Origin of the sequence: Mucilaginibacter sp. (assembly GCF_039921305.1) — a bacterium.
Lineage (GTDB): Bacteria > Bacteroidota > Bacteroidia > Sphingobacteriales > Sphingobacteriaceae > Mucilaginibacter.
In genome coordinates this window covers 39862-66023 of the sequence record NZ_JBDSCA010000041.1, presented here as the reverse complement: position 1 = coordinate 66023, position 26162 = coordinate 39862, and the positions used below count along the sequence as shown (strand labels likewise).

At 41.0% G+C, this 26162-nt stretch carries 13 protein-coding genes; all 13 read right to left on the bottom strand.

What is annotated here, in order from left to right; genetic code table 11:
- Positions 1–1903: SusC/RagA family TonB-linked outer membrane protein (locus tag ABIN91_RS12160; protein WP_348051380.1), on the bottom strand; the 1903-nt coding region annotated here is incomplete at its 3' end.
- Between the two features lie 594 nt (positions 1904–2497).
- Positions 2498–6685 (bottom strand): two-component regulator propeller domain-containing protein, encoded by a 4188-nt coding sequence (locus ABIN91_RS12155; RefSeq protein ID WP_348051379.1) that lies wholly within the window; start codon positions 6683–6685, stop codon positions 2498–2500.
- Positions 6686–6918: 233 nt separating this feature from the next.
- Positions 6919–9291, bottom strand: a complete 2373-nt coding sequence (locus tag ABIN91_RS12150) for a TIM-barrel domain-containing protein (protein WP_348051378.1) — start codon at positions 9289–9291, stop codon at positions 6919–6921.
- A gap of 505 nt (positions 9292–9796) precedes the next feature.
- Entirely contained in the window at positions 9797–10318 is a 522-nt protein-coding gene (locus tag ABIN91_RS12145) for a hypothetical protein (RefSeq protein ID WP_348051377.1), read from the bottom strand.
- A gap of 93 nt (positions 10319–10411) precedes the next feature.
- Positions 10412–11731, bottom strand: a complete 1320-nt coding sequence (locus tag ABIN91_RS12140; protein ID WP_348051376.1) for an alpha-L-arabinofuranosidase C-terminal domain-containing protein — start codon at positions 11729–11731, stop codon at positions 10412–10414.
- Positions 11732–11764: 33 nt separating this feature from the next.
- Positions 11765–12523, bottom strand: coding sequence for a hypothetical protein (locus tag ABIN91_RS12135; protein WP_348051375.1), 759 nt, complete (start codon positions 12521–12523; stop codon positions 11765–11767).
- Between the two features lie 369 nt (positions 12524–12892).
- Positions 12893–15814, bottom strand: a complete 2922-nt coding sequence (locus ABIN91_RS12130) for a sialidase family protein (protein WP_348051374.1) — start codon at positions 15812–15814, stop codon at positions 12893–12895.
- 151 nt (positions 15815–15965) lie between these two features.
- Positions 15966–18116 (bottom strand): glycoside hydrolase family 3 C-terminal domain-containing protein, encoded by a 2151-nt coding sequence (locus ABIN91_RS12125; RefSeq protein ID WP_348051373.1) that lies wholly within the window; start codon positions 18114–18116, stop codon positions 15966–15968.
- Positions 18117–18125: 9 nt separating this feature from the next.
- Positions 18126–20858: a glycoside hydrolase family 2 TIM barrel-domain containing protein gene (locus ABIN91_RS12120; RefSeq protein WP_348051372.1), complete on the bottom strand. Its 2733-nt coding sequence runs from the start codon at positions 20856–20858 to the stop codon at positions 18126–18128.
- An 873-nt stretch (positions 20859–21731) separates the two neighbouring features.
- Entirely contained in the window at positions 21732–23039 is a 1308-nt protein-coding gene (locus ABIN91_RS12115) for a hypothetical protein (protein WP_348051371.1), read from the bottom strand.
- Positions 23032–24297, bottom strand: coding sequence for a glycosyltransferase family 1 protein (locus ABIN91_RS12110; RefSeq protein ID WP_348051370.1), 1266 nt, complete (start codon positions 24295–24297; stop codon positions 23032–23034). The genes ABIN91_RS12115 and ABIN91_RS12110 overlap by 8 nt, the downstream gene beginning before the upstream one ends.
- The gene (locus tag ABIN91_RS12105) at positions 24290–25411 is read right to left on the bottom strand and encodes a DegT/DnrJ/EryC1/StrS family aminotransferase (RefSeq protein WP_348051369.1); all 1122 of its coding nucleotides are present in this window, start codon (positions 25409–25411) and stop codon (positions 24290–24292) included. The genes ABIN91_RS12110 and ABIN91_RS12105 overlap by 8 nt, the downstream gene beginning before the upstream one ends.
- A complete protein-coding gene (locus tag ABIN91_RS12100) occupies positions 25408–26154 on the bottom strand; it encodes a class I SAM-dependent methyltransferase (protein WP_348051368.1) in 747 nt (248 codons plus the stop codon). The genes ABIN91_RS12105 and ABIN91_RS12100 overlap by 4 nt, the downstream gene beginning before the upstream one ends.
- Positions 26155–26162 lie beyond the last annotated feature (8 nt).

Genomic DNA, 26162 nt, shown 5'->3' with positions numbered 1-26162 from the left:
TTTGATTGTTGGTAAGGCCATAACCAAGTCTCAGTGTCAATTCATTTATAGCATTTACACTTTTCAAAAATGACTCATGATTAATTTTCCAGGCAAATGCCCCTGAATAGGTAGTAGCCCACTGATTGTTGGTTGGAAAATTTGAAGAGCCATCGCCTCGTATATTACCGGTGATCAGATATTTATCATAAAAGTTTAAATCAACCCGACCGAAATAGGCTTCCGATGAATTGCCAAGACCATTATCGCCTGAGTTTTTGGCCGAGACAGCATCGCCGGCATTGAGGGTCTGCACAGTATTTGAAGGGAAATTATTCCGTGAGCCGCCAATATTTTCGAAAGAGCTTGACTGCGCTTCGTGCCCTGCTAAAACTTTGAAATTAAATTTACTGAAATAATGGCTATAAGTTAGGTAATTGCGTAATACCGTATAAAAGTTTTGGTACATGTTTGAGCCACCATCGTTAGTGCCTTTAACATATTTACCAAAAGCAAAAGTTGGATGAAAGTAATCCTGGGTACTAAAATCGAAATTACCGGATACTTCATTTCGTAATGATAAATTTTTAGTAAACTGTATTTCGGCATACGCGTTGCCAAACACTTGATTTCTCTTGCTAACGTTTTTGTTAAGTTGGGCTAACGCCACAGGGTTGGGAACTTGAGTTACATAACCGGCCGTGTTGGTAACCCCACCCCAAGAGCCATCGGCGTTTTTTACCGGAACATCGGGTGTAAGGTATAGCGCATTACCAATTACACTAGAGGCAGTAGAATTTTGATTTTCATAAACGTGAGCTAATTGAAGGCTGGTTCCTACCTTTAGCCATTTAGTGGTTTTATTGTCAAGGTTCAACCGTACTGATGATCTTTTAAATTCAGACCCAATAGCTATTCCTTGCTGGTTAAAATAAGAGCCTGAAAGTGAATATTGGGTCCTATCATCGCCGCCGCTTACTCTAACTGAATTACTGTTCATCGGAGCTTTTCGGAATAATTCTTTTTGCCAGTCGGTGCCGGTACCTAAATATTGGGGATTGGCAAATTCGTCCCTTCTATCGAATCCCCACGCTTGTGCCCGGGCATTAATGAAAGTGGCAAACTGCTGCAAGTTCATTGTAGGGAGTGCTTTTGGCAACTCCTGATAACCGGCATAGAAATCATAAGCTACCTGTGGCACCCCTGCTTTACCTCTTTTTGTAGTAATAACAACAACGCCGTTGGTTGCCTGCGAACCGTATATAGCAGTTGCAGACGCATCTTTCAATACATCTATCGATTCTATTTCAGCAGGATTAATAGTATTTAATGGATTGGAGCCATTACCGGGGTCGCCAACCGGCGGAATAACAATACCATCAATTACATATAATGGCGAATTTGAGCCGGTTATAGAAGACACGCCATGTATTTGAATAGACACGCCGCCACCGGGTTGGCCCGACACCTGTTGAACCACAACTCCTGCAACTTTTCCCTGCAGGGCCTGATCAAAAGTAGTTGGTTGTGTTTGGCGCAGGTCATCCCCCTTTATCGAACTTATTGAGCCGGTAGCATCTGATCTTTTAGCCGTGGCATAACCGACAACCACAACTTCGTTTAAGTGGCTGGATGTTGAATTTAGCTTAACATTAATTGGACCGGCTTGTTTTACCGTTATTTCCTGAGATGTAAATCCTAAAAAGCTAAAAACCAATACATTGCCTGGCTTTGCCGTTATTGTATAAGTGCCATCAATGGAGGATACAGTTCCGGTTGCCGTGCCTTTAAATTTAATGTTCACTCCCGGCATTGGCTGAGAATCATCGGCGCTCGTTATCTTTCCGGTAACCGTGATGGTTTGTGCATAGCCCGAAAGACATAGCAACATACTTGCGATAAATAATGAAATACTTCTTTTCATTCTTCTTTGTAAATTTTCATCCATCTTATAAAGGATTTTTAGGGTTTGATAATTGGTTCATTGTAATTTGGTTAGTAGTTAATTGCTTTCTCTTCATTCATAATTATTTTTTGTTTTCCCATTTTGTATTACACAAATACCCCAGAAACAACAATTCAAACTGCTTTATTGTGGGTTTATTCACATCAGACTGCCTGAAGAGTCAGTAAAAAACTTCAAGTACAGCCAAACGCAGCTTATAAGTCAAAAAAATAAAATAACCTTGTTGGTTCTTATGATAATTGGTGGAACAGAGTTCAAAGCAAATCATTAATTACATTGCTTTGAACTTATATTCTAAGGGTAAATCTATTATAACTTAAAAAAGGCAAGGGGGCTGAGTTGAACAAAAATATAGACCAAATGTGCAACAAATTGCAATCCATTAAAAATGAAGCATTTACATCGAATCAAGGAGACCAGAATGCTTGTATGGCTATTGAAACTAATACTAATTTAGAAGCACAATTAAACTAGTGCCACATTTTGAGATATTGGTAATATATAAATTAGTAAACACAAAGCATTTATACCAAAACAACGATGTGGAAATTATCATTCTTCAGTTTCGGATAGTTTCTTGTGGCGAATGGAATTAGCATATGCTGACGGGAGAACATTATATTCGTCCTTAAACATTTTCGTAAAATATTTGGGGGTATTAAAGCCGACTTCATAGCATATCTGACTTATCGTCATTTGGCTATTTTCAAGCAGGTATACCGCTTTTTTTAGCCTTATGGAGCGAATAAACTCAACAGGAGATTTGCCGGTAAGCATTAACACTTTATTATAAAGCGATCCGCGGCTCATGTTCATCTGGCGGCTTAATTCTTCTACCGAAAGGCTATCGTTTAAAATATTGAGTTCTATATACTCAACAATGTTTCTTAACAGTTTCTCATCTTCATTTTGTAAAGGCGTTTCCTGCAATTGCACATCCATTTGCTTTTTGTAGGTCTGTTTATAGTTATCCCGCAGGGTCAGGATGTTTTTGATCTTTGAAAGTAGTATTTCGAAATTAAAAGGTTTTGTCATGTAATCATTAGCGCCGATTTCCAAACCTTTTAATTGCTCGCTCTCTCCCGTCAAAGCGGTTAACAAAACAACCGGAATATGCGATGTACGTTTATCGCCCTTTAGTTTTTTACAAAGCTCAATTCCTGTCATCTCGGGCATGCTGATATCACTTACAATGATATCGGGATGCATACCAAGTGCCTTTTGCCAGCCTTCTCTTCCGTTTGAGGCTTCGATTAAAAAAAAGATATCTTTTAAATTGTCCTTCAGATAAAAACGAAAATCATCGTTATCCTCAACCAAAAGAACCAACGGCTTTTTACCTGTATGCTGTTGCTTGGGCATAGTTTTACTTTCATTATGGCTAATATCGTTCCCATCTTCACTATCAGCTTCATCATCGAATGATATATCCGTTTCTGAGGGTACATAAGTAATAAACGGCAGTTTAATAATAAAGCAACTGCCATGATCAGGCTCGCTTTCAACCGTTATTTTTCCTTTATGCATCTTCACAAATTCACGCGTAATTGCAAGGCCAATGCCGCTGCCCTGGTTGATCATCGAATCCGGAATATCGTGTTGAAAAAAGCGTTCGAAAATTTTACGCTGTTTGTCATGCGGAATGCCGATACCTGTATCAATTATTTTAATTTCCAAAGAAGAAGCATCATTTCCGGCATCCTTATCCACATTAAGCAGAACGCTTACCTGGCCGCCGGCTGGGGTAAATTTAAAGGCATTTGATAACAGGTTAAACAATATTCTTTCTATCTTATCATGATCAAAACTGGTGAACATTGACTCAACTGTAGTGTCAAATATAAAACCGATCTTTTTTTCTTCGGCAATATCTGTAAATGATAAGCTTATCTCGCTGATGAACTTTACAATATCTCCCGGCTTGCTATGCAGTTTCAACTCCTGAACTTCCATCTTACGAAAATCAAGCAACTGATTTACCAGATTTAATAACCGTCTGGCATTTTTTCTTATCATATTCAGTTGCTGTTTCTGTTCCTGATCAGCATGAGTAAGCATTTTATTAACTGGCGCTATAATCAATGACAGCGGCGTTCTGAACTCGTGACTAACATTCGTCAAAAATTTAGTTTTTAGCTGATCGAGCTCTTGCATACGTTTGATCTCCTGGCGCTCCTGTTCGATCATTGATTTTGCTTCCTGTTTTTCCTGTTCAGCTACGAATTCTCTTCTTATCTTTTGTATTCCTCTGTGTCGTATAAACAAAAGAATACTAAAAAACAGTATCACATAAATGGCATAGGCAACATTAGATTTCCAGAATGGGGGTAGTACTTTAATTTTTAACGAAATATCCGGAGTCCATACCCCCTCAGTAGTAGATGCCCGTACCTTAAATACATAATCGCCTTGATCCAGGTTAGTATAGCTGGCTTTTCGCGTTCTGTTGTCTGCATTTATCCATTTCTTATCAAAACCTTCCAGCTTGTACTGATGCTTTACTTTACCAGGATTAAAAAAATCGAGGGCGGCAAACTCTATAGAGAAAACATTTTCGCTGTGATTAAGTGTTAAAGCTTGAGTTATAGATATGGATTTTGAGAGGACAACATGTCCATTAATCGCTTCATTGGCCGATATACTTTTGTTGAACAGCTGAAAATCGGTAAAGATCAATTTGGGTTTATTTTTAACAGGTTCTATACTGGCGGGGTCAAAAAAATTAAAGCCATCGCCACCACCAAATATCAGCTCACCATTGTGTGTCCCTAAAGCGGAATTCAGATTAAATTCCCGGCCTTGTAAACCATCCATTTCATCAAAATTCTCGAAATGAAAATTAAAAGTGTGAGCTGTTGGTGTTAAAGTAACACGGCTTAACCCATTTGACGTACTCAACCACATGGCCCCCTTGCTGTCTTCTTCTGTGTTCAATATTGAATTAGCGGGCAAACCGTTGTTTTTTGTGAGTGAGATGAAAGCGTTTGTTTTAGGATTCAGAATACTCAATCCGCCTGCTGTCGCGATCCACATCAAACCGCGATTATCCTGATTTATACTGCTTATGCTATTGTCGGCTAAACCATTCGCAATATTTCCATTTGAAACGTAATGGATCACCCGCCCTTCGTTTTTTAATATAACATCTACCCCCGAATACCCCCCTACCCATATATTGCCTTGCTTATCCTCAAAGATCGAGGATATAAATCTGGACATTATGTCGGTCTGTTTAAAAGGATAATAAAATATTTTTTTTGTTCGGTCGAAAATTTCCAACCCTCCGTTAAAAGTGCCTATCCATAAACGGTGTGAGGAATCCTCCAGAATACTCCATATCCTGTCATCAGCAATACTGGTGGCTAATTTATCATCGTGCCTGTAATGGGTAAATATTTTTCCATCAAAGCATTCTAGTCCGCCAAAATAGGTACCAATCCATAACTTTTGGTCATAGTCAATGTATAAGCTAACAATAATATCATTACTCAAGCTATTCGGGTTTGCCGAATCGTGTTTATATTGGGTATACTTACCAGTTTTGCGGTTAAAATAGATTAGGCCGCCTCCGTTGGTACCAATCCATAAATTCCCCACCTTATCTTCGGCAAACTTATCTACATCGTTAAAAGGTAAGCTACCAGGGTCGGATGCTAAATGTCTGTAGAGTGGAAACCTGATAATATTTTTATGATAATAACTTATTCCCTTTTTAAAAGTACCAGCCCATATTATACCCAAATTATCCTTATAGAGCATTGCACTGTTTTGTCTCAACGATTTAGCATCGTCTTCACGGTTTAGTAGATAAGTAATTTGGGATTTCTTTTTGTCAAACACACTAATGCCCCCATGATCGGTAGAAATCCAGATAAGTCCATCATCGGCCTGAATAACATTGCTAACGACATTCGCTTTTAACTTTACCCCGTCTGATTCCTTACCAATATGACGGAAAGTTTCTGTTGATGGTTGGTAAAAAAACGCCCCTATATCCATATATGAGGCATAAAACCACAAATCATTATCCTTATCTACTGTTAAGGAGTAATTACCATGTTTATTATTGATGGCCTTATTAAAAACATCTGTGTGATAGGTGGTTTTGTTGAGCTTAATATCAAGCATTTCAACTGTGCCATTACTGTAAACTATCCATATATTGCTTTTAGCATCAACTGTTATATCTACAATGGAATTTGAGTATAACGATGGCATTGAATTTATACTATGATAATAGCGTTTGGTTTGCTTACTCAATGCATTATACCGATAAATACCTGAATCAGGATACAAAAACCAAAAGTCTGAAGCGCTGGTTTGCACTATCTTGGTGATGGATTGATAAAGAGGGAGTTTTAAAGAACGCAGCAATAACGACATATCATTATTAAAACGCTCTGTTTCGGGATCGTAAAAACAATACCCATAGCGGGTTGCTATCCACAACTTTTTATCCGGGCCTTCAAAAATTTTTGTTATAAAATCATCTTTTACCGAATTCTTATCACCGTCGTGTCTAAATATTTTGAAATTATAACCATCAAATCGGTTGAGGCCCGATGCAGTACCAAACCACATAAAGCCTTCTGAATCTTTGAATATACAATTGACCTGATTATGCGACAGCCCGTTACTTATATCAAGTTGTGAAAACCGGTACTGGTTGCTTTGTCCGAAAATATTATTACAAACAAAGAATAAAGTAATCGCAAGAAGAGAATAAAATTTCACGCGCATCAGGGTATTATTAAAAAAGCCCAAAAATCAATAAGTTGACTTTTTAGATAGTACACTAAGTTAGTGCAAATGTTACATAATCAGGCACCTTTTGATTTTTTTATAAAACACCAAAGGGTAAGTTATTATATAAAAAAATGCGCCCGTTTTTTATTCCGGACGCATTAATTATTTACGTTATTAATCAATTATATGTGGGCAACATCCAATTTATCTTTAAAAAACACACCCTGTTACTTCAATTTCACAGCAATTGCCTTGCCTACATAGTCAACGGTTTTATCAACACTGTCCGTAACCAAGGGTCCAGAACCATGTTTACCGTTAACCACAATAATATTGAAAGTATGCTGCTTTAACATACCAGGGAAACTACCTCTGGTACTTGAAATACTTAGTTCTTTCTGTTTGTTATTCCAGTCTATTGTAAAAGTTGAATACTGGCCTTTCTCATAATTGTAGTTGTCGTTTTCGTCTTCATAAAAGGTAAACCGGCCATCAGCACCAGGGTAAATGCGCAGTTCAATAACCTTATTGCTTTTTTGCGTAGCATATTCAACTTCAGGCCCCATAGGGATGATGGAACCAGCACGCACATATAATGGCATAAGGTTTATTGGTGAAGCGGCAATAATGGATTTACCACCTGATACTTTTTCGCCTGTCCAGAAATCATACCAATAATCAGATCCAGGCAAGTAAACTTTTCTTTCGGTTTCCTTTTTGCCAGTAACCGGATTTACCAAAAATGCAGGGCCAAACATATACTGATCAGGTATTTTATAGACATTTGTATCATTCCGAAAATCAAATGCCAACGACCGCATTATAGTATAATTATGAAGCGTGGTTTTTGCAGCAAGCGAATATATATACGGTAGCAAGCGATACCGGAGTTTGTCGAACTTTATAAGTGTAGCCTTTGTATCTTCATCCCAGTTTTTTGAGAATATGGCCCGTTCACCCTTACCGTGAATACGCATAATTGGGCAAAACGTACCAAACTGGAACCACCGTGTAAACAGTTCCCTAAATTCCGGTCTCGACCAATCGGGCGCAACCCAATTGTAGTGATATCCGCCGATATCGGACGTCCAGTATGGGATACCAGAGGTGCAGGCATTAATACCTTGTGGCACTTGATTTTTAAATGATTCAAACGTGCAGGAAATATCGGATGACCAAAGCGCACCTGCATTTCGCTGCTCACCGGCAAAAGACTGCCTTAGTAAAAAAAACGCCCTCTTTTGTGGAATATCGCGGCGCCAGCCCTGATATAAACCTGTTGAATGCTGGAGAGAATAGGTATTAAAATAATCAATGCCTTTTCCTAACCAAAAATCACTTTTGCGGCGCTCATCCAAGAGTAATCCATTATCGGGCTCGCATTGGTCAACCCACCAGGCATCCCAGCCATATCTTTTAATCAGACTGTCGCGGGCCATATCCCAATACAATTCACGTGCTTTTGGGTTATGAGCATCATAATAGCTATCAAAAGTATGAGTTACAACGTTGTCCCAGGTAATACTGGTTAACCCGCCCATTTTTTGTATAGTATCGAAGTCTTTGGTACCCTTGCCAAACAAGGGCCAGATGGATATCATAGCATGAATGTTACTCTTATGCAGTTCATTTACCATTTTCTTTGGATCGGGATAACGCGCCGGGTTCATTACATGAGAACCAATTGGGAAAGGATCCCAATAATACCAATCCTGTACGATAGCATCCACAGGAATATGGTTATTGCGATAGTTATCTTTTACCGAAAGTATTTCGTTCTGGCTCATATACCTGTCTTGCGACTGGAACAACCCGAAGGTCCATTTAGCAAACATTGGCGCTTTACCAGTGGCTGTACGGTATTGGTTAATGATCTGATCAAATCCGGGACCATAAAAAAAGTAATAGTCAACTTGTTTGCCACTTTCAGAAACATATTTAAATTTGGTATTGTTTTCTTCGCCCCCGTAAAAATTGGATGCCGAATAATTGTCCCACATCAGGCCATAGCCACGGGTGGATAGTAGCACAGGAATAGCACCGGTAAGGTATTTTATGGCCAGATCCTGGTTCCGGCCTTTATAGTTGATAGAACCACTATCCACAGGGTGGCACCCCAGGCCAAATAGTGCTTCATCCTTCGGTGAAGTGAATTGTGTACTTATATTATAAGTATTTATACCAGCAATGGTTGCCGGTGTAATGCTCTTAGTATCTTCTGAAGTGATTTTTTTTCCGTAAAGATCTTCGTAACTAACATTATTAGTGGCTTTGCTTATTACTACTTTCAATTTCGCGGTTATGATAGTAACCTGGTTCTTATCTTCTGAAACTTTAAAAGAGGGAACGCCCCATTTTGCATTTACAATAAGCGAGGGCTTTGTGCTGAAACTATCAAAAATAGTATATTTTACTTCAATAATGTCTGCCTTACAAACATTGATGTACATTAAACCTTTATCCAGTTTAAATATCAATCCGTTTGAGTCTTTTTTGTACGATATAACAGAGGCATTTACGGATGTGCTTATGCCAACCAACAGTAATGGGGCTAAAAATTTGTAAAGAACACGCTTTAGAATTTTGTTTTTGTTTAACATGAATATAGGTTTATCTATTGGTAATTAAGTATGTTTTAGTCTTGGTTGAATGACAGTTGAGAAAACGATTTTCGTTTCAATAAAGGCGCTCTCGTTTCCATATCAGAAAACTAAAAAAACGGCCATCTTGATTTCGAAACGGTCTCAGGTTTATATATCGGCGAGCCAAAAATATGGATGTGTAAAATGGATAAACGGGTACAAAAGTGAATAAATAGGGCACGAAATGTTCAAACTGGCCACTTGAACCCAGAGTAAAGGAGAAATTATGTGAGGTTAATTTTATTGCATGCAGCGCGCGATCGACAAGAAGGACACATCGCAGACGACGTGCATACTTTCTACAAAGTAAGTAACTAAGGCTAAATGGTTTACCTATGGCTGCTTACCGGACGTTTATTCTTCGGCGCGATAGATCACATAGCTGGTACTTCTTCAGGTATTTCCTATACGCGACAAGATTTTTTTATCCGATAAAAATTCTAATTCCGCTGCGGAGGCGGGTTTACCGATAAAATTGAGCTTTTGATATTCGAAATTTGATCTGGGCGTTCTCCTTAACAGACAGCACCTTTTGGTTCAAAGGAATTTTTTGTGTTTCTACAGGTTTTCCGGTGCTTGCGTTGATCATTATGATAGCTTTGCTATCCCCGATTATTTTTACACCTGCCAACCCGTAATTTTTTTGCAAAAGGCCCAAACCCGCGAAATCACCATCTTTCATATTAGAAATATCGAGCGAAACTGTCCCGGAGCATACCGGGCCAATAGTCCGCTGCGTTAATGAATTTCGTGCCATCACGAAATCGGTGTCGATCCTGCCGGTGGTGAGTCGTAAATACCCTTTCCGCGCTGTCACAGGCCACAAGCTATTATCCGGGTTATGGTTCCATTGCCAAACCAGTGGTAATGCCCGTTCGCCTTTTTTACGGGTAAACTCGTCTGAAGCAACAATGCCCGATACACTCAACTGGCCGGTTGAGTGTATCGGGCACTTTGCCTTGGGTGCCCAAAACGGGCCATCCATCCTCCCACTTTACAGGCACCTAATAGGGAATACGGCCCACCAAGCCATACGCACATTTGGTTTTTTTGTCCTGGTATTCTTACCTATTTTTAATTATTTAGTTAATGTTATTTGAAGTATGCTTACTGAATATGCATCGAAAGTCCTTCTGAATTGAGCGCCTACCACTTTTATTTTGGAGGTAACCGGAACTATTTTTACCGGATCGCTGATCGTGTTCGTATCTTCGGGTTTATCACCTTTTAGTACCACGGTAATACCCTCCGGAGAAAACTTCCCAGCCCCCTTTAAATCAATATCAACCTGCTGCGGCTTTCCTGTTGCATTTACTACTTTAAGAAACAGTTTTCCCGTTTTGGTGTCCTGGGTAGCTACATAAAACATGGCTGGTATAGGTTCGGGTATTTTGTTCGCCGCGCTGTCCTGCTTGGTGGCAGGCCTGGTTTGGGTAGGGATATTGGCGCCCGCTATAGGCACCACTATATTGCCGATATAGCTGTTAAACATCTTCTGTACATAATAAGATGGTGAACCAAAGCTTTTTAAAGCATCGTAACCTATCAGGTCCGAGTCCCATTGCCAGGCCTTTGGCGCAGTTGCTGTGGCCTTATTTACATTTACAAATAATGGCGCGTAGCACGACAAGATAACCAGGTCTGAATTTCGTTCCATGCCCGTCATCCAGGCAGCATCGCCCAGGGCGGCGTTCAAATTGGTGGTTGGTTCGCCTTCACGCGTTGCCCACTCACCTACAAACACCTTATATCCTTTGCGGTCGTAGGTATCATAATGTGCCGCATCCTCTTCCATTTCCCAGGCATTGCGGTAATAATGTTCATCTACAATTTCGGGCTTACGAATTGTTAATTTACCCCTGGTCCCAAGCCAGTCCTTACCGCCGATGGTTGCAATACAGTGAAGGTTAGGATATTTGGCTTTAATGCCATCATAAAACTGGGCAAAACGTCCGTCGTAACTGCCCGACGCGTCAAACCCGTCCTCGTTACCAATCTCCACATAGCTGAGTTTAAAGGGCGCCGGGTGCCCATCTGCCGCGCGCTTAGCGCCCCAGTACGTATGTACGTCGCCCGTAACATATTCAATTTCATCAAGCGCATCATCTACATATGGCTTTAAAAGCGGGCCTGCGTCCACATGGTCGCCATCGAGTGAATAGCCGGCATGAACGGCAAGCAGTGGTTCCATCTTCAGGTCTTCGCACCATTCTAAAAATTCAAGTAAGCCCATCCCGTCGGTAGGGCGATAGCCCCATGAGCCGGTATGGCCGGGGCGCCCCTCAAGCGGTCCCAAAGTAGTCTTCCACGGAAATGCATCGGTCAATTTCGGGCCTTCAAGGAAATTACCGCCTGGAAAACGTAAAAAGCGGGGTTTCATATCAGCCAATAATTTCATTATGTCTATCCGGTTCCCATTGGGACGGTTATGCTAGGTTGGCGGAAATAAAGAGACAAGGTTAAAATAATAAACCCCGGTACGGTTTGTTGAAATAACAAAACGGGCAGCAGAGGTTGGTTTAACATCAGCGCGGGTTGTTAATTTAAGTTCATATTTTTTCCAAAAGGCGCTTTTTATCAAATTAATGGTACCCGAAGCATATACGGTTTTACCGTCATTACTTTCTATACTTACGGTTATAGGCCCGGCAGTGTTATCAGCAATTACCGGAACTGCAGTTTTAGGCGCGGGAGCCCATTGCTCGGTCAACGGCTTGCTTTCCATACCTTTAATATAAAAAGAGGCGTTATAAGTTGTATTAGGTAAAACAGGTATGCCCCAATAACCTTCATTCGCAATACCGGCCCTACCGCCGCCCGTATCAACCAATAATCTTAAACAAGTGGTTAACGCGCCATTAATTGCATGGCGCCGCTGATCTGCCGGTACATAATCGGGGTTTGCGGCAACTAATTGAATAGTGGCCTTCGCACCACCTTCCTTGATTACGCTCCATGCTTCCGGCGTATTTGGATTGTCCTTAAATATCCTGTTTTTGATCAGTTCGGCATACAAACCCCCATCGTACGAATGGTTGATCTCTTCGGTCATCAACCCATACAGTTGCGGACTTACGTTTGCGCCAGGTTTATTTAAATCAAGCGTAAGCTTAGGGTTTTGTGCTTCCAAACTTGTTGCTGCGAACACGAACAGGCACAAACTTGAAATGGCTAATAACTTTTTCATCATGAAATTAATATTACTAATTGGTTAATGGGGCTGAAAATTTGTAAAGAACACGCTTTAACGATTTTCGTTTAAATAAAGGCGCTCTCGTTTCCATATCGGGAAACTAAAAAACAACTATGTTGATTTCAAACGGTATCGGGTTTATTTATTGATTGGCCAAAAATATAAATGTACAAAATGGATGAACGGGTATAAAAGTGAATAAATAGGGCACGAGATGTTCAAATTAGCCGGTATATAACCGAGGTAAAAGCGAATTAACGATGGCTTAAGCGTTTAATTGATAACATACCACTGTGCTACAGATTAGCAGGTATCTGCGAGCAAAAAAGAAAGGGGAAAAGTGATCTTTTAATAACCCTTTCCCCGTTAGTAGCCCGTAGGGGAATCTTTCTCGGTAATCACTACAATATCATTCCTGCCATTTACTAGGCTTAGTTTTACGGTGTCTGCTGTTACACTTTTCGCCTGCCCGTTTAGTTCTACCTGGTAAGTAGTTCCCCCGTCCAGGCTAAGTACTACATCCTTTCCCGGAAGATCAACTGCAGAATAAACCGAGAGCGGTTTTGGCTCGGTAATGGTAAGATCATAGCATTGCTTATAATCGGACTGCCCTGTTGATGCAATGGTATAAGTTCCCGCGTTAAGCGGTGATACTTCTAACGCGGTTGTGAATGGGTAATCGGTACTCGTATTATTAACGCTAACAGTAGCCTTATAATTCAAGTTTTGAGTAGCCGTAATATTGATCTTGCCGTCGTTATTATCAGAACAGGTTTCGTTTGTTGCTGATACCTTAAAATTTTTTATCGGAAGCTGGGACAAGTTTTTGATATTAATAACGAAAGCCTTTTCAAAAGTAGCCCCATCACCGGTAGTGCTGCGGATGCGAATATTATAGGTTTGTTTGGTAGCATAATTAAATACCATAGCAGCCGTTAATTGTACGCCCGTAATGGTAAACGCAGCATTGTCACCGGCCCCGGTGCCGCTCACCAGCGCATAAGTAAATGTAGCATCCGGATCTGGCGATGTAGTAGCTAAACTGCCTATCACCGCACCAAGGGCGTTGTTCCGGTAAATATCTGTAGAACCTAATTTAATATCCGATGGTGTTTTTGATTTAGATGTACCCAACACAATACCACGCCCGGCTGTGCTCATATAAACCCGCCCATAAACATTCATATCGCCCTGTACAAAGTGCCCGTTACCGGGGCCGCCATACTGGTGGTTATCATCGTTAACACGTACCCAGGTTGCACCTTTATCAGATGAGCGATGTATGCCTAATGTGCCGCTAACCGTTCCATATATATAAATAGTTTCGTAACCATTATAAGTTAATGCCTTACCTATACCAACGGAACCACAATAGGTAACATTTGTAGCTTTGCTGAATGATGTTCCAGAATCTTCGGAATGGGTTAAACCCCCACTCCCTAATGCCACCCATATGTGCCCTTCCCTGCCGGGTATGGTTCGTATAATTTTTGAACCACCGCTTCCCGCATTACCGGCAGCGCTAAAATTTATACCACCATCGGTACTTACCATCATGGGGCCATTATTATAGGCATAGAATTTTGCGGGGTTTGAACCATCGGCAACGGGGCGGGCATTGCTTATATCAAGCCCATTCACTGCGGTCCAGGTGGCTCCGTTATCGATAGAGCGATAGGTAGTGGCGGAATTGGCCGGACAATGCAAAAACACATTTCCATCTGCCGATAAGGCAACCTGTCCGTTGGTGCCTTTTATAGCTCCGGCTGTATTGATCCAGGTGATACCCTGATCGGTTGAGTAATACATAGAGCTGGCCACACGCACCACTTTTTTACTGGTTGCCGCATAATCCAAACCAGTGGTTGAGCCCATTGATGGGATATGCCTGTTAGCAGCATAAACTAATGGATCGGTTTGTGTAAAGCCATCATAATCGCCAATTACCGAAACCAAATTACCGCCCGGAATACTTACCATATTTTGTGGCACAGTTTCTTCTACCCCCTTCACTGTAAAATTCCAGGTCCCGGCAGCAGCCGTAATATCATTATTGACAAAAATCCCATTCCCCGAAACTAGGAATACACTATTGAGATTTGATGGATCAAACTCCACACTCCCCGCCCAATGGATGGATTGGCCGGTTATCCAAGGGGCACCATTCGCGTTCAAGCTAAATCCACGCGCTACAATATCAATCCATGTAGCACCGGCATCCGTTGAGTAATATATCTTATCGCCATACACACCACTCCCCTGGTAATCATACTGGTAGGTGTAATTATTAACCGTAGTTGCCAGTAAGCGATTTGCATTATTAGGATCAACACTAATACCGCAATAAGGTTTATTAACCGCGCCACCCTGAATTATAGGAGTAACGTTTGTCCAGGCGCTGGTAGCTATATTATATTTCCATATTTTCCCGGTGGTACAAGGCTCGGCAGTAGTACCGCCAGGACCAGCCCCGTTTGAATAAGTAACATATAACGACCCATTGGATAACACCGCACGATGTGGCATTTGAGTGGTATCTGTAACGTTAGGGTTAGTAACGGCTGTAAAGGTATTACCCCCATCATCGCTCCGGTAAAAGTTATTGTTACCTGTGCGGGATACGCCAACAAACATACGCTGTGTCATTTTAACACCGCTTACTGTAGCTGTGCTGTTGGTATCTAACATTACAAAATTAACGCCGTTGTTATTTGGGGTAGCCCCAATATTTAAGCCGCTTAACCTACTCCATGTGCTGCCGGCATCGGCACTTTTAAATAAACCATTGGCTTGGCTTCCACAGTACAAAATTGAGCTATTAACCGGGTCAACCTGTAGTCGTTCGCCGTCTTGCCTGCCATTGGCGTTACCGTTTATTTTAAACAGTGAGGTAACGTCAAGTATAGAAAATGTGGCACCATAATCGGTAGACTTCAGGATATAACTTTTACCATTATTAAAATAAGATATACCCGTAGCCATGTAAACCGTACCCGGGTTTTTACTATCAATTGCTATTGATAGTACACCCAAAATACCCTGCTGACTATCAGATGCAAAATCATTTAAAGGTATCCATTTGTTATTTGCGGCATCCCACCGGTAAGCGCCGCCAACATCGGTACGGGCATAAATTGGGCCGCCGGCCTTTTTGCTGGTTATTATCCCAGTAACAAAACCGCCACCGCCCATGGCTACATTGCCCCAGTTATAAGATTCGGTAGTTTGGGCCAATAACTGCGCGGCATAGCATAGCATCAATACCAAAAGAAGGTAAGCTCTTTTCATAGTTGTATAATATCCTTGTATGGTTATGGTTTACAATAAGCGATAACAGAACGCTAAAATTATAGAGCTCTCTTTAATATCCGGGTAGCTGAATGTTTATGATTAGGAGTTTAAATATTAACTAAACGTCTATTAAATACAAGCTACCTATCTATAATGAAATGTTACTGCTTGCGCGGATATCCCTGGATGAACTACCGATCAGCACATCGTATTTACCGGCATCGGCTATCCAACTGTTTTGTTTTTCGCTGTAGTAAGCAAATGCTTCTTTATTCAGTTTTAGTGTGATCTCTTTACTTTCTCCGGCTTTTAGATATACTTTTTGGAATGCTTTCAGCTCCTTATCCGGGCGCTCAACTAATGGCTTCTGTTGTTTTACATAAAGCTGCACAACTTCTGCACCGGCTGCATTACCTGTATTTTTCAAGGTGAATTTTACCGTAGCTTGCTTATCGCCGGTCTTTTGAACATTCAGTTTTTCATATGTGAACGTGGTGTATGATAAGCCGTAACCAAAGCAATAAAGTGGTTCTATCTTTTTGGTATCGTACCATCTATATCCTACTAATATCCCCTCTTTGTAATTGGCCATAAGGTTTTCTTCAGGATAAGTATTCGTTGCAAAAGCGGGCGAATCATGTAAAGATGCAGGGAAGGTAAAAGGTAATTTACCCGATGGGTTGATAGCTCCTGTTAAAACATCGGCAAGCGCGTTACCGGCTTCGGTACCATTAAACCACGACCATACAATGGTATGGTTTATTCTCTTTATCTCATTCAGATCATACGGCGCACCGGCCATTAACACAATAATGGTATTGGGATTAGCCGCAGTTACAGCGTTCACCAAAGCCTGCTCACCAAATGGCAGGGATAGGTCTAAACGATCGGCCCCCTCGGTTTCATATTCCCGGTTTGAGCCGATACATAAAACAGCCACATCGCATTTTTTCGCCAAAGCAACAGCTTCATCAATTAAAGCTGCATCGGGTTTGGTATTGGTTATTTGAGAGTTCTTTTGATCCGGAAACGAAGCATTATACCCTTGCGCAAATTTCACATCTGCTGATTTACCAAACCTGGATCTAATACCTGCCAGCGCGGTAACTTCGTACTTAGCTTTTACACCTGCGCCAAAACCACCCAATGCAAATGTGCGCGTGGCGTTATCGCCAATTACGGCTATACTTTTAATGCTATTAATTTTTAAAGGGAGCAAATTTTTATCATTCTTTAGCAACACTATCGACTCGGAAGCAATACTGTAGGCCGCCTTACCATGCGCGGCCGTAGCGATTGAACCTTTAGGATGATTTGCGCTCATGGATGTTTGATACATTAGCCATAAAATGCGGTGTACTTTATCATTGATCAATTTCTCGGAAACCAACCCGGCTTTAACCGAATCAAGCAATGGTTTTGCAAAGTACCAGCTATCATACGGTCCGCTTGAACCCATTTCGATATCAAGCCCGTTTTTAGCAGAGGCCACGGTATGGTGCACACCTCCCCAATCGGATATGACAACGCCTTTAAAGCCCCATTCTTTTTTCAATATTTTATTCAATAAAAAGTCATTCTCGGCACACCAGTAACCATTCACTTTATTATAGGCCGACATAATACTATAAGCATTACCCTGCTGAACTGCGGCTTTAAAGGCAGGTAAATAGATTTCGCGCAAAGCCCGTTCATCCACAATGGCGTTAACACTGTTACGGTTCAATTCCTGGTTGTTTACGGCGTAGTGTTTAATACAAGCAGCAACATGCTGACTTTGAATACCCTTTACTGCCTGCACAGCCAGTTGAGCATTAAGGAACGGATCTTCGGAATAATACTCGTAAGTACGGCCACAAAGCGGCATCCTGCAAATATTAAAGGCTGGCGAAAGCATCACAATCTTTTTACGGGCGTTGGCCTCTTCGCCCAAAACAACGCCATATTTATGCGCCATAGCGGGATTCCAGGTAGCTGCGATAGCCGAGCCGTTTGGCAAAAAGGTAGCGGAATCGGTTGTCCAGTTTGCCGATTTCCAATCAAAGCGTAACACCTCTTCGCGCACGCCTAAAGGGCCGTCATCGCAGGTTAACTCGGGTATTCCCAAACGTTTTACCCCACCGGATGAGAACAGCGCGTTGCCATGCAGCATCTCAATTTTTTCTGCAAGGGTCATCTTTTTGATGATGTTATTGATTTTGGCTTCGGTTGCCAAACTAACCTGGCTTTGGGCCTTTGTGTAAAATAATATGCCCATGCAAAGGGCTAAGGCAAAACTGTATTTGTTTATCATATTCATATCTTGGTTTTATCTAAAATCAAACCATAAGCTTCCGCTGATGGGTGTATAGTTAATTTGTATATTTTTTTGGCTTTGCGGGCCAAGCAATGCTGCTTGCTGAAACCGTGTACCCATTGGTGATATTGCATTTAAGAACCCAATATCGCCATCCGGGAAGGGCGCCTTTAATGATTCACGCGCGTATTTTGAATATTGCGGTTTAAGCATTTGGAGGTACATATTTTCGTCGTCGGTATAAACTGTAAAGGGGGATTCCTTATTCTCAACCACAACCCAGTATAATTGCGAATGATAACCCTTAAATTCTGGATACTGCCAGGTTTCACCGGTGATGGTATTGTTATAATCTTTATGCCAAATACCAAACTGCTGCCCTTTTAAACGGTTTTTCCAAATATGGTATGGGCCACGGCCAAGCCATTTTATACCGGTTATTTTATCTTCGGGATAGTTAAATGTAATGCCCATAAAATTGGCCTCGCCTTTTTGGCTGTATTGATATTTTAAGTTAACTGGTTTACCTGGAGTAAATATCCAGGTGACGTTAAGCCATCCCTTATCACCATTGTAAGATGCCTTAACCAATAATTGATCGCCCTGAACATGATGATCAAAGCTTTTAAGTTTTAAACTTACATCTGCTAATACCGGCCCACTTGATAGTGAGATTGTTTTACCATGATTGGTAACTCCGGCTAAACAACCTGTTGTTTTATCAAATTCATAACGAATACCGTCCGCTTTAACAATCAGCATTTGATCCTGAACGGTAGCTTCGGCCATCATTGTATTGGCGCTAATATTGATAGTTCTTTTTCCAATTACATCAGGCGTAGTTAATGCCCAGCTCCAGGTAAATATCTCTTTACCATGCGGATCTGTCGCTGTTAAATAAAGGGCATCGCTTTGCTGCAGGTTTGTAGGAAGGTTTAAGTTTAAAAATCCCTTTTCGCCGGGAGATAGTTTGATACGATCAGCTATACCAGTTTTTGTTTTAGATAGAGTTTTTGAATCATCTGGACCGGGGAATGTCACCAATTTCCAGCTGAAAGTACATTTATCCAGATCGGTAAAGCAATAGCGGTTTTCGATTAATAGCCTGCCATCAAAATTTGGCGGTATAGTTTTTTGCTCAATAAATACCGGCGACCATATTTCTTTAACCGTATAAAAGCTCCCTTCCTTTTCTCGGTGTGGGCCAACCAATCCATCCGGCGCGCTATCGTTAGCGGTATCCATATGTCCGCCTTTATCGGTACGATCAACACCCTCATCACTAAATGACCATAAAAAACCGCCTGCAAAGTAAGGGTGCTCCAACATCAGGCTCCAAAAATCATCCAACGCAGTACCACCGCCACCATCATAATTGCCGTGCATAAACTCGGTAGGGAAAAATACCTCTTTGCCGTACATAACCGAGTTAGCCACATAGTTATAATCGGGATAATGCTTGGTATCTGTACCGGCAAACTTTTCCCAAGGATGTATCACCGGCCGGTTTTGTGGATCATACAAAGCATAATCACCATCTAAAGCTGTATTCCAACCACCTTCGTTACCATTATCCCATATTACAATGGATGGATGGTTAACGTCACGCACTACCAGTTCTTTAACCAGTTTACGCCCAACCACGGTATCATATTTAGCCTGCCAGCCCGTTAACTCATCTAAAACAAATAAACCCAGCGAATCGCAAACATCCAAAAAATGCTGATCGGGTGGGTAATGCGACATGCGCACCGCGTTCATGTTCATTTCTTTCATCAGCTTTACATCAAGCAAGCTCAGGTTTTTGCTCAACGTTCGGCCACTTTCGGGCCATTCACTGTGCCTGCAAACCCCTTTAAAAATAATACGTTTGTTATTTACATAAATACCATCGTGCAGCCTTAGTTCCATCGTTCTAAAACCAAAGCGTTGCTTTACGCGATGAACAACACCCTTCGCATTAGTAATTGATATCACCAGGTTATACAGGTGGGGGAACTCGGGATTCCAGGTTTCAATGTTTTTGAATTGCTGGTGCAGGCTTATTTTTTGATCTCCAGCCGATGTTATATCAACAGCAAACGGCATTCCTATCTTTTTACCCTCAAGGCTCTCCAATTGCGCCGATACAGAATTACCCGTCTTTAGGTTATTTGAGTAAACATCAAGGTTCAAACTACCATCCGCTTTAGCATCAATGGCTACTCTGTCAATATAAACCGGTGGTACAATTTCCAGATATACCGGTCTGAATATCCCGCCGAACTGCCAAAAATCGGCTTGGCGTTCTGCTTTGTTTATGGATGCATTAGCCGATTTCTTGGTAACTTTTACTTCTAATAAATTATCGCTCTGGAGCTTTACTAGTTTGGTTATATCATACTTAAACCGGTAGTACCCACCTTGATGCACATCGCCTGCCAGCTTGCCATTTATTTTTACTTCGGTATCCGTCATGGAGCCTTCAAACACAATAAACTCCGTTTGATTGGTGAATGACGATGGTACAGTGAATTTATATTTATACAACCCGGTTTCGTCCGGATTTTCAGCATCCGTAAAATAGTTATAAGTGCCAAAACCTTGTAACTCCCAGTTTGATGGTACAGGTATTTTTGCCCATTGCTTACTTTTATGGCCAGTGGTACAATAAAAATCCCACAAAACGGTATGGTCCTTATCCGTACCCGACAGGTATTTTGTGATAGTTTGCTGGGCAAACAGCTTAAGGTTTATGCCTAGCAATAACAAAAAAATAAAAACCGTTTTAAGCATTAAACATGCGTTGTATAAAAGGTATAAATTGCATACGTTAAAAAATCACGCGCTTTTAAGCCATCAATATTAAATCTAAAGATACCCTTAATGGTGCAATAGCAGGTATACGAATGTTCATATTTAGGGCAACATTTGTTAATCCAGAAAAATCGCAAATTGGTATGGTTTGATGGCAGCACCAAAACCCAGATTTAAACGCTTTTTCAAAATAGGAACCCAGATGTAACCCGATTTATCACCAGTCAAAAGGTGACCTATGCCAGGAAAAGAGATATGGTCAAATGCGACCCAGTATTTTTCCTTTGCAGCTGCAGAGAAAAATTTTTGCGCTGCAATTGAGCTGCCTCATGATCAATATCAAATGTTGCCCTTATTGAAGGATCCTGGAACTGTACAACTCCTGAATGCACCAGATCACTCATAAATATTTTTTTTCGCCCTTATTTCTAAAGAGTGCAATGTATGCCCCGGAGCGTGTCCGGGGGTAGCGATAGGCGTAATCCAGGAAGGAGCATATTACCATACTCGAAAATTTTTAATTTACCAGCTTTAAGGTAAGGACCGATACTATTTTCAGCTTCTTTAAAGCTTGGAATAAGCCGCTCAGGTGCGGTCTTTCTAACTTTGGCATTGAGTCAAAACGTCGCCTCAGGTTTACTGATGAAAATCGTTGCATTTGGAAAGACTATTTTGTTACCATTCATCAATCCCCCGGTGTGATCTGTATGTGCGTAATAAGTACTGCATCAACCCTGTCTGGGGGTATAACCGGCTTTTTTAAAACTTTCTGATAGGTGACCCAAAGTTGGCCCCTACAATCCCGCTGCCCCGGCATCTATTTTAACGATTTTTTCTGAACAACATTAAAATGTAAACCGAAAGCGGCAAGATGGAAAAAAGAAGTGTTGAAATTATGGTACCCCATATAACGCCCGTTACACCTAAATGTTTAACAAGCTCAATGGAAAGCCCAACATTGGTTATAACCATTAAAACAGCTAATACCATTTGTACTTTCAGCTTGTTTAAACCATTAAGCATCGTAGCAATATTATTATCAATGCAGTTTAAGATTGTCCAGCATCCAAAAGTGATAATCAACGGCGGCAGTATATGCACCTCGTTTTTTAGCCAATATTTAAGTAAGATATCGTTTAAAAACAAAACTGCTATGCTAAACACCAGGGAACCTGCTGTGCCCAAAACCAATGAGCGGTAAAAGTATTTTTTTATCCATACCCACTGGCTTTTTGAGAATGCGGCAGAATATGTCGGTGACAGAGCTTGCAGATAAACCCCAAAAAAAGCAACGGGGACGGCGTATATTTTCGCCACAATAGAAAACTCGGTAACGGCCTTATAATTACTGTAATGAGCCAGTATGAGGCAGTCTGTTTCGAAACAGATCAGCGCCGCCAACTGCAGGAAAAAAATTTGGCCGCTGGTAACAGAAAAGGTTGAAATATCTTCGTATTTGATTTTAATGGCAGAGTTTTTCGGGAACACATCTGTGCGAATAAAAAATACGATAGTGTTTATTGCGGCCATCAGAAGTGGGATTCCGAATGTGACAAGCGAGATAAGTAATAGTGTCGGCTTATTTTCCAGTACGCCATAAAGACAAAATAAGTAAACCACAGTGCTTAATAATTGCCAACAGTTGGCGGTAAGAGTATTCCGCAATCCTCTTTGTATAGCGTAAACTGTGCTGGCGAGCAGAGTGACAATAAAACAAATAATGGTAATCGCTATACATGCTAGAACATCAAACGAAAGTCGGTCGATATTTAAAATTCTATCCCAGTTAATCAACCGAAAAATAACCGCAAAAACCAATAAAGAACTAACAACAATGCCCCCTTGTACTCGATAAACAATTTTGATAAATTTACTTATATTGTATTGGTTATCAAAGTTGAAAGCGAGATACATGACAACAGCATTGCCAATTCCGAGGTCTAAAAAGCCGATCAAACCAACTGATGAGCTGATAGCCATCCACACACCGAAAGTGCCTGTGCCGAGTTGTTTTAACATCAATGGCAAAATGAAAAAGCCACCTAGCGCCCCTATAGTTTTATTTACAATGCCAACTGCGGTAGCACTAAACAATTTCGGATTGGTATTTTCAACCGGGGTGTTATTCATTTTTACCCCAGGTTCTACGAATGACCACAGCCTCGGATAGTATATTATTCAATACTAATAAGCTTTTGTTCAATTGAAATTTCGAGGCACTAATAAGAGCGGAGGCAGACTGGATGAGGGTTTGCCTGTTTTTAGGGTCACTGGTTATCAGTTCCATGCAATTGCATATAGCATCGGTATCCGTTGGCTCAAAATATAAAGCAGACTCGCCCATTATTTCCCGATGGCCATCCAGATCGGAGCAGAGTACGGGGCAACCTAATTCCGCTGCTTCTATCAAGGGCATATTGGTAGGCCCTAAAAACGTTGGCATGACCATCGCTACAGCATTGGTGATCAATATTTTTAAGGTTTCCTCGCTTATAAATCCAGTAATTATGACGGATCCTGTTAGAGATAACTCGGATAACAAAGCTTTAATGTAATTCAGGTTTCCCTGATCGGAACCGGCCAAAACAAGTTTATAATGATCGTTCTTGGGCTTACTTATAAATTGGCGAAAAGCCAGGATGAGGTTATAATGATTTTTAAGTGCCCAAAACTGAGCAGGATAGATAAAGAAATTGCCCTCTGATAAATTATAAGCTTCGAAGACCACTTTCGAGTTGCTATCGTGTGCTTCTATCAACTTACTATTGCCAAATATAGGCAGCACCTTTAGCCGTTTATCAAAAAAGGGGTAGTAACGCATAAACTCAGCCTTCCCCGCTTCGGATTCACACAAAATAAAAAAAGCTTTTTTCAATGTTTTGGTATAGTAGTCCTCCCGCAATTCATAATTACCATCTAACGTCACTTCGGGAAAGGCATAAGTCGAACGGTGCCCGATGTCCCAATGATTGACAATAAAGGGAAAATCAAGGTCTTGAAAATCGGGTTTTAGGTAGTAAATCAGATCGATATCGTGTTCATTTAGAGCCTTTTTAATATTGGCTGAATTTATTTTTTCCAGAAATGAATAAACAGATATTAATAGAGTGTTTGATTTTAGCAGTGTTTTCAACCGGCCATTTATTGCTTTGCCTAATTTACTTTTAACGGGGTTTTGTGAGTGACCGCGAATAAAAATAACAGGCTTTTTAAATTTAGCCACTGGTATTCTTTTTTTGAATAATACGATGTTAACTATCTCAATATCATCGTTAAAATCAAACTCATTTATTGCATTAAGTAAGGTATTGTAATAAGTATAAGTCCCTCCAACTGTTTGCGCCAGCTGAAGATCGACCATTAGCCCTATGCGGGTCTTATTACGCATACATTTTTTGTATCACTTTTACAACTGTAGTCATTTGCCCGGTAGTTAAGCCAAGGCCACTCGGAATATAAAAACCGCAGCGTGCCTGGCGCTCGCTTATCGGATAGCTATCTTTTGTACTTGAATTCGTTTCGGCAAATAACGGCTGCTCATGCATGCACCAAAAAAATGGGCGGGTTCCTATTTTATTACTGTTTAAATAAGCTACTAACTTTTCTTTTTCGCTTTCATTGGGAGCCATCAAGCCAAACACCCAGTAAATATTATCGGCGTATGTTGTTTTTTGTAACGGAAGCTGGTATCCGTATTTGGTTAAAAAACTTAGTTCGTGTTGATAATACGCACCCATTAGTCGCTTTCTGGCGATAAACTGATCTATCTGTTCTAACTGCGCTACACCCATCGCTGCCTGCAAATTGGTCATTCTGTAATTCCAGCCCGATTCATAATGTACAAATCGAGGCTTATCAACTTCAAAAGCTAGGTTACGGAATTTTTTACATCGGCGGGCAATGTCGGCATCGTCGCAAAGTACCATACCACCCTCACCAGTTGTTATGTTCTTATTGGCGTAAAAGCTAAAGATGCTCACATCGCCAAAGGAGCCACACATTTTACCATCAAACGTTTGGCCGTGCATTTCGGCAGCATCTTCTATCACCAACAGATCGTATTTTTGGGCAAGAGCTATAACAATATCCATACGGGTTGGTAAACCATATATATGGACTACCAGAATGGCGCGGGTCTTTGTTGTTATTTTGGCTTCGATAAGTGCCGTATCCATATTCCAGGAGTCGGGTTCGTTATCTATATATACGGGTATGCCACCTGCTTTTATTACAGACAGGGCTGGCGAAATAATGGTAAAGGTTGGCATAATTACCTCGTCACCGATAGAAATACCCAATGCTTTAACTGCGATATCAAGCGCTGCAGAACCACTGGATACTGCTATGCCATGCCCCCGCCCGCAATAGTTGCTGAACTCTGATTCGAACCGGGTAATAAAAGTCCCTTCCGAGGATATCCAGCCTGTATCCACACATTCATTGAGATATTTTTTTTCTTTGCCATTTAGCAATGGTGTATTAACTGGTACTGGTAAACTCATTGTTTAATTAATTGACAGCAAACCTTCCATGTATCCTTACTTGCAGGTTTGCCTGTCAGTAATTCTTCGCAAGCGAGCAATTTAAAACCGGCCATAGATGCGAAAATTTCTAATTCTGGAATGCTAAAATGCCGTAGTTTGTGAACCTCTTTTAGATAACGACGTTGCTTACTGGTTTTATTTTCAATGGTAAAATCGTAATGGACCGCAACAGTATTTTCCCGATAGTTAATAATGGGTTGCGATGATCTTGTTATATGGCACAAGCTATTTTCGGCATATTTTACATTAGGAATCGGGGGCAATGTATATACAGCAGGCGTAAACCAACTATCGAAGATGAAAACGCCACCAGTATCTAAATGTTTGGCTGCGTTTTTAAAGCACAATTCAAGGTCGCTGTTCTGGGTCAGGTAGCACATTACATCAAAAAGGGAATATATGGCGTCATATTTTGCATGCAAATCAAATGAAACCATATCTGCCAGAATAGCCTCAAAACCCACTATCTTCTTTTGCCGTGATTTGTTCAGCATTTGTTGGCTCTTCTCGATGCCGGTCACTTTATAACCTGCTTTGCATAAAAGCTGGCCATAGTTGCCCGTTCCAGAACCAAGTTCTATCAAACGCTGAGCATCAGGCTTTATCGATCTTAATATACTGATCAACTGTTCCGACTCGCGTAAATAATCTTTACCTGCGTAAAACAGGTCATAAAAATCACTATATCCCTCAAAAACCAAAGGCTCGT

Bases quoted from the DNA above. Each gene is read 5' to 3' on its own strand.
- ABIN91_RS12150 (WP_348051378.1), bottom strand. From the start codon at position 9,291: ATGTTAAACAAAAACAAAATTCTAAAGCGTGTTCTTTACAAATTTTTA.
- ABIN91_RS12155 (WP_348051379.1), bottom strand. From the start codon at position 6,685: ATGCGCGTGAAATTTTATTCTCTTCTTGCGATTACTTTATTCTTTGTT.
- ABIN91_RS12125 (WP_348051373.1), bottom strand. From the start codon at position 18,116: ATGAATATGATAAACAAATACAGTTTTGCCTTAGCCCTTTGCATGGGC.
- ABIN91_RS12110 (WP_348051370.1), bottom strand. From the start codon at position 24,297: ATGCGTAATAAGACCCGCATAGGGCTAATGGTCGATCTTCAGCTGGCG.
- ABIN91_RS12140 (WP_348051376.1), bottom strand. From the start codon at position 11,731: ATGAAATTATTGGCTGATATGAAACCCCGCTTTTTACGTTTTCCAGGC.
- ABIN91_RS12145 (WP_348051377.1), bottom strand. From the start codon at position 10,318: ATGGATGGCCCGTTTTGGGCACCCAAGGCAAAGTGCCCGATACACTCA.
- ABIN91_RS12105 (WP_348051369.1), bottom strand. From the start codon at position 25,411: ATGAGTTTACCAGTACCAGTTAATACACCATTGCTAAATGGCAAAGAA.
- ABIN91_RS12115 (WP_348051371.1), bottom strand. From the start codon at position 23,039: ATGAATAACACCCCGGTTGAAAATACCAATCCGAAATTGTTTAGTGCT.
- ABIN91_RS12135 (WP_348051375.1), bottom strand. From the start codon at position 12,523: ATGATGAAAAAGTTATTAGCCATTTCAAGTTTGTGCCTGTTCGTGTTC.
- ABIN91_RS12130 (WP_348051374.1), bottom strand. From the start codon at position 15,814: ATGAAAAGAGCTTACCTTCTTTTGGTATTGATGCTATGCTATGCCGCG.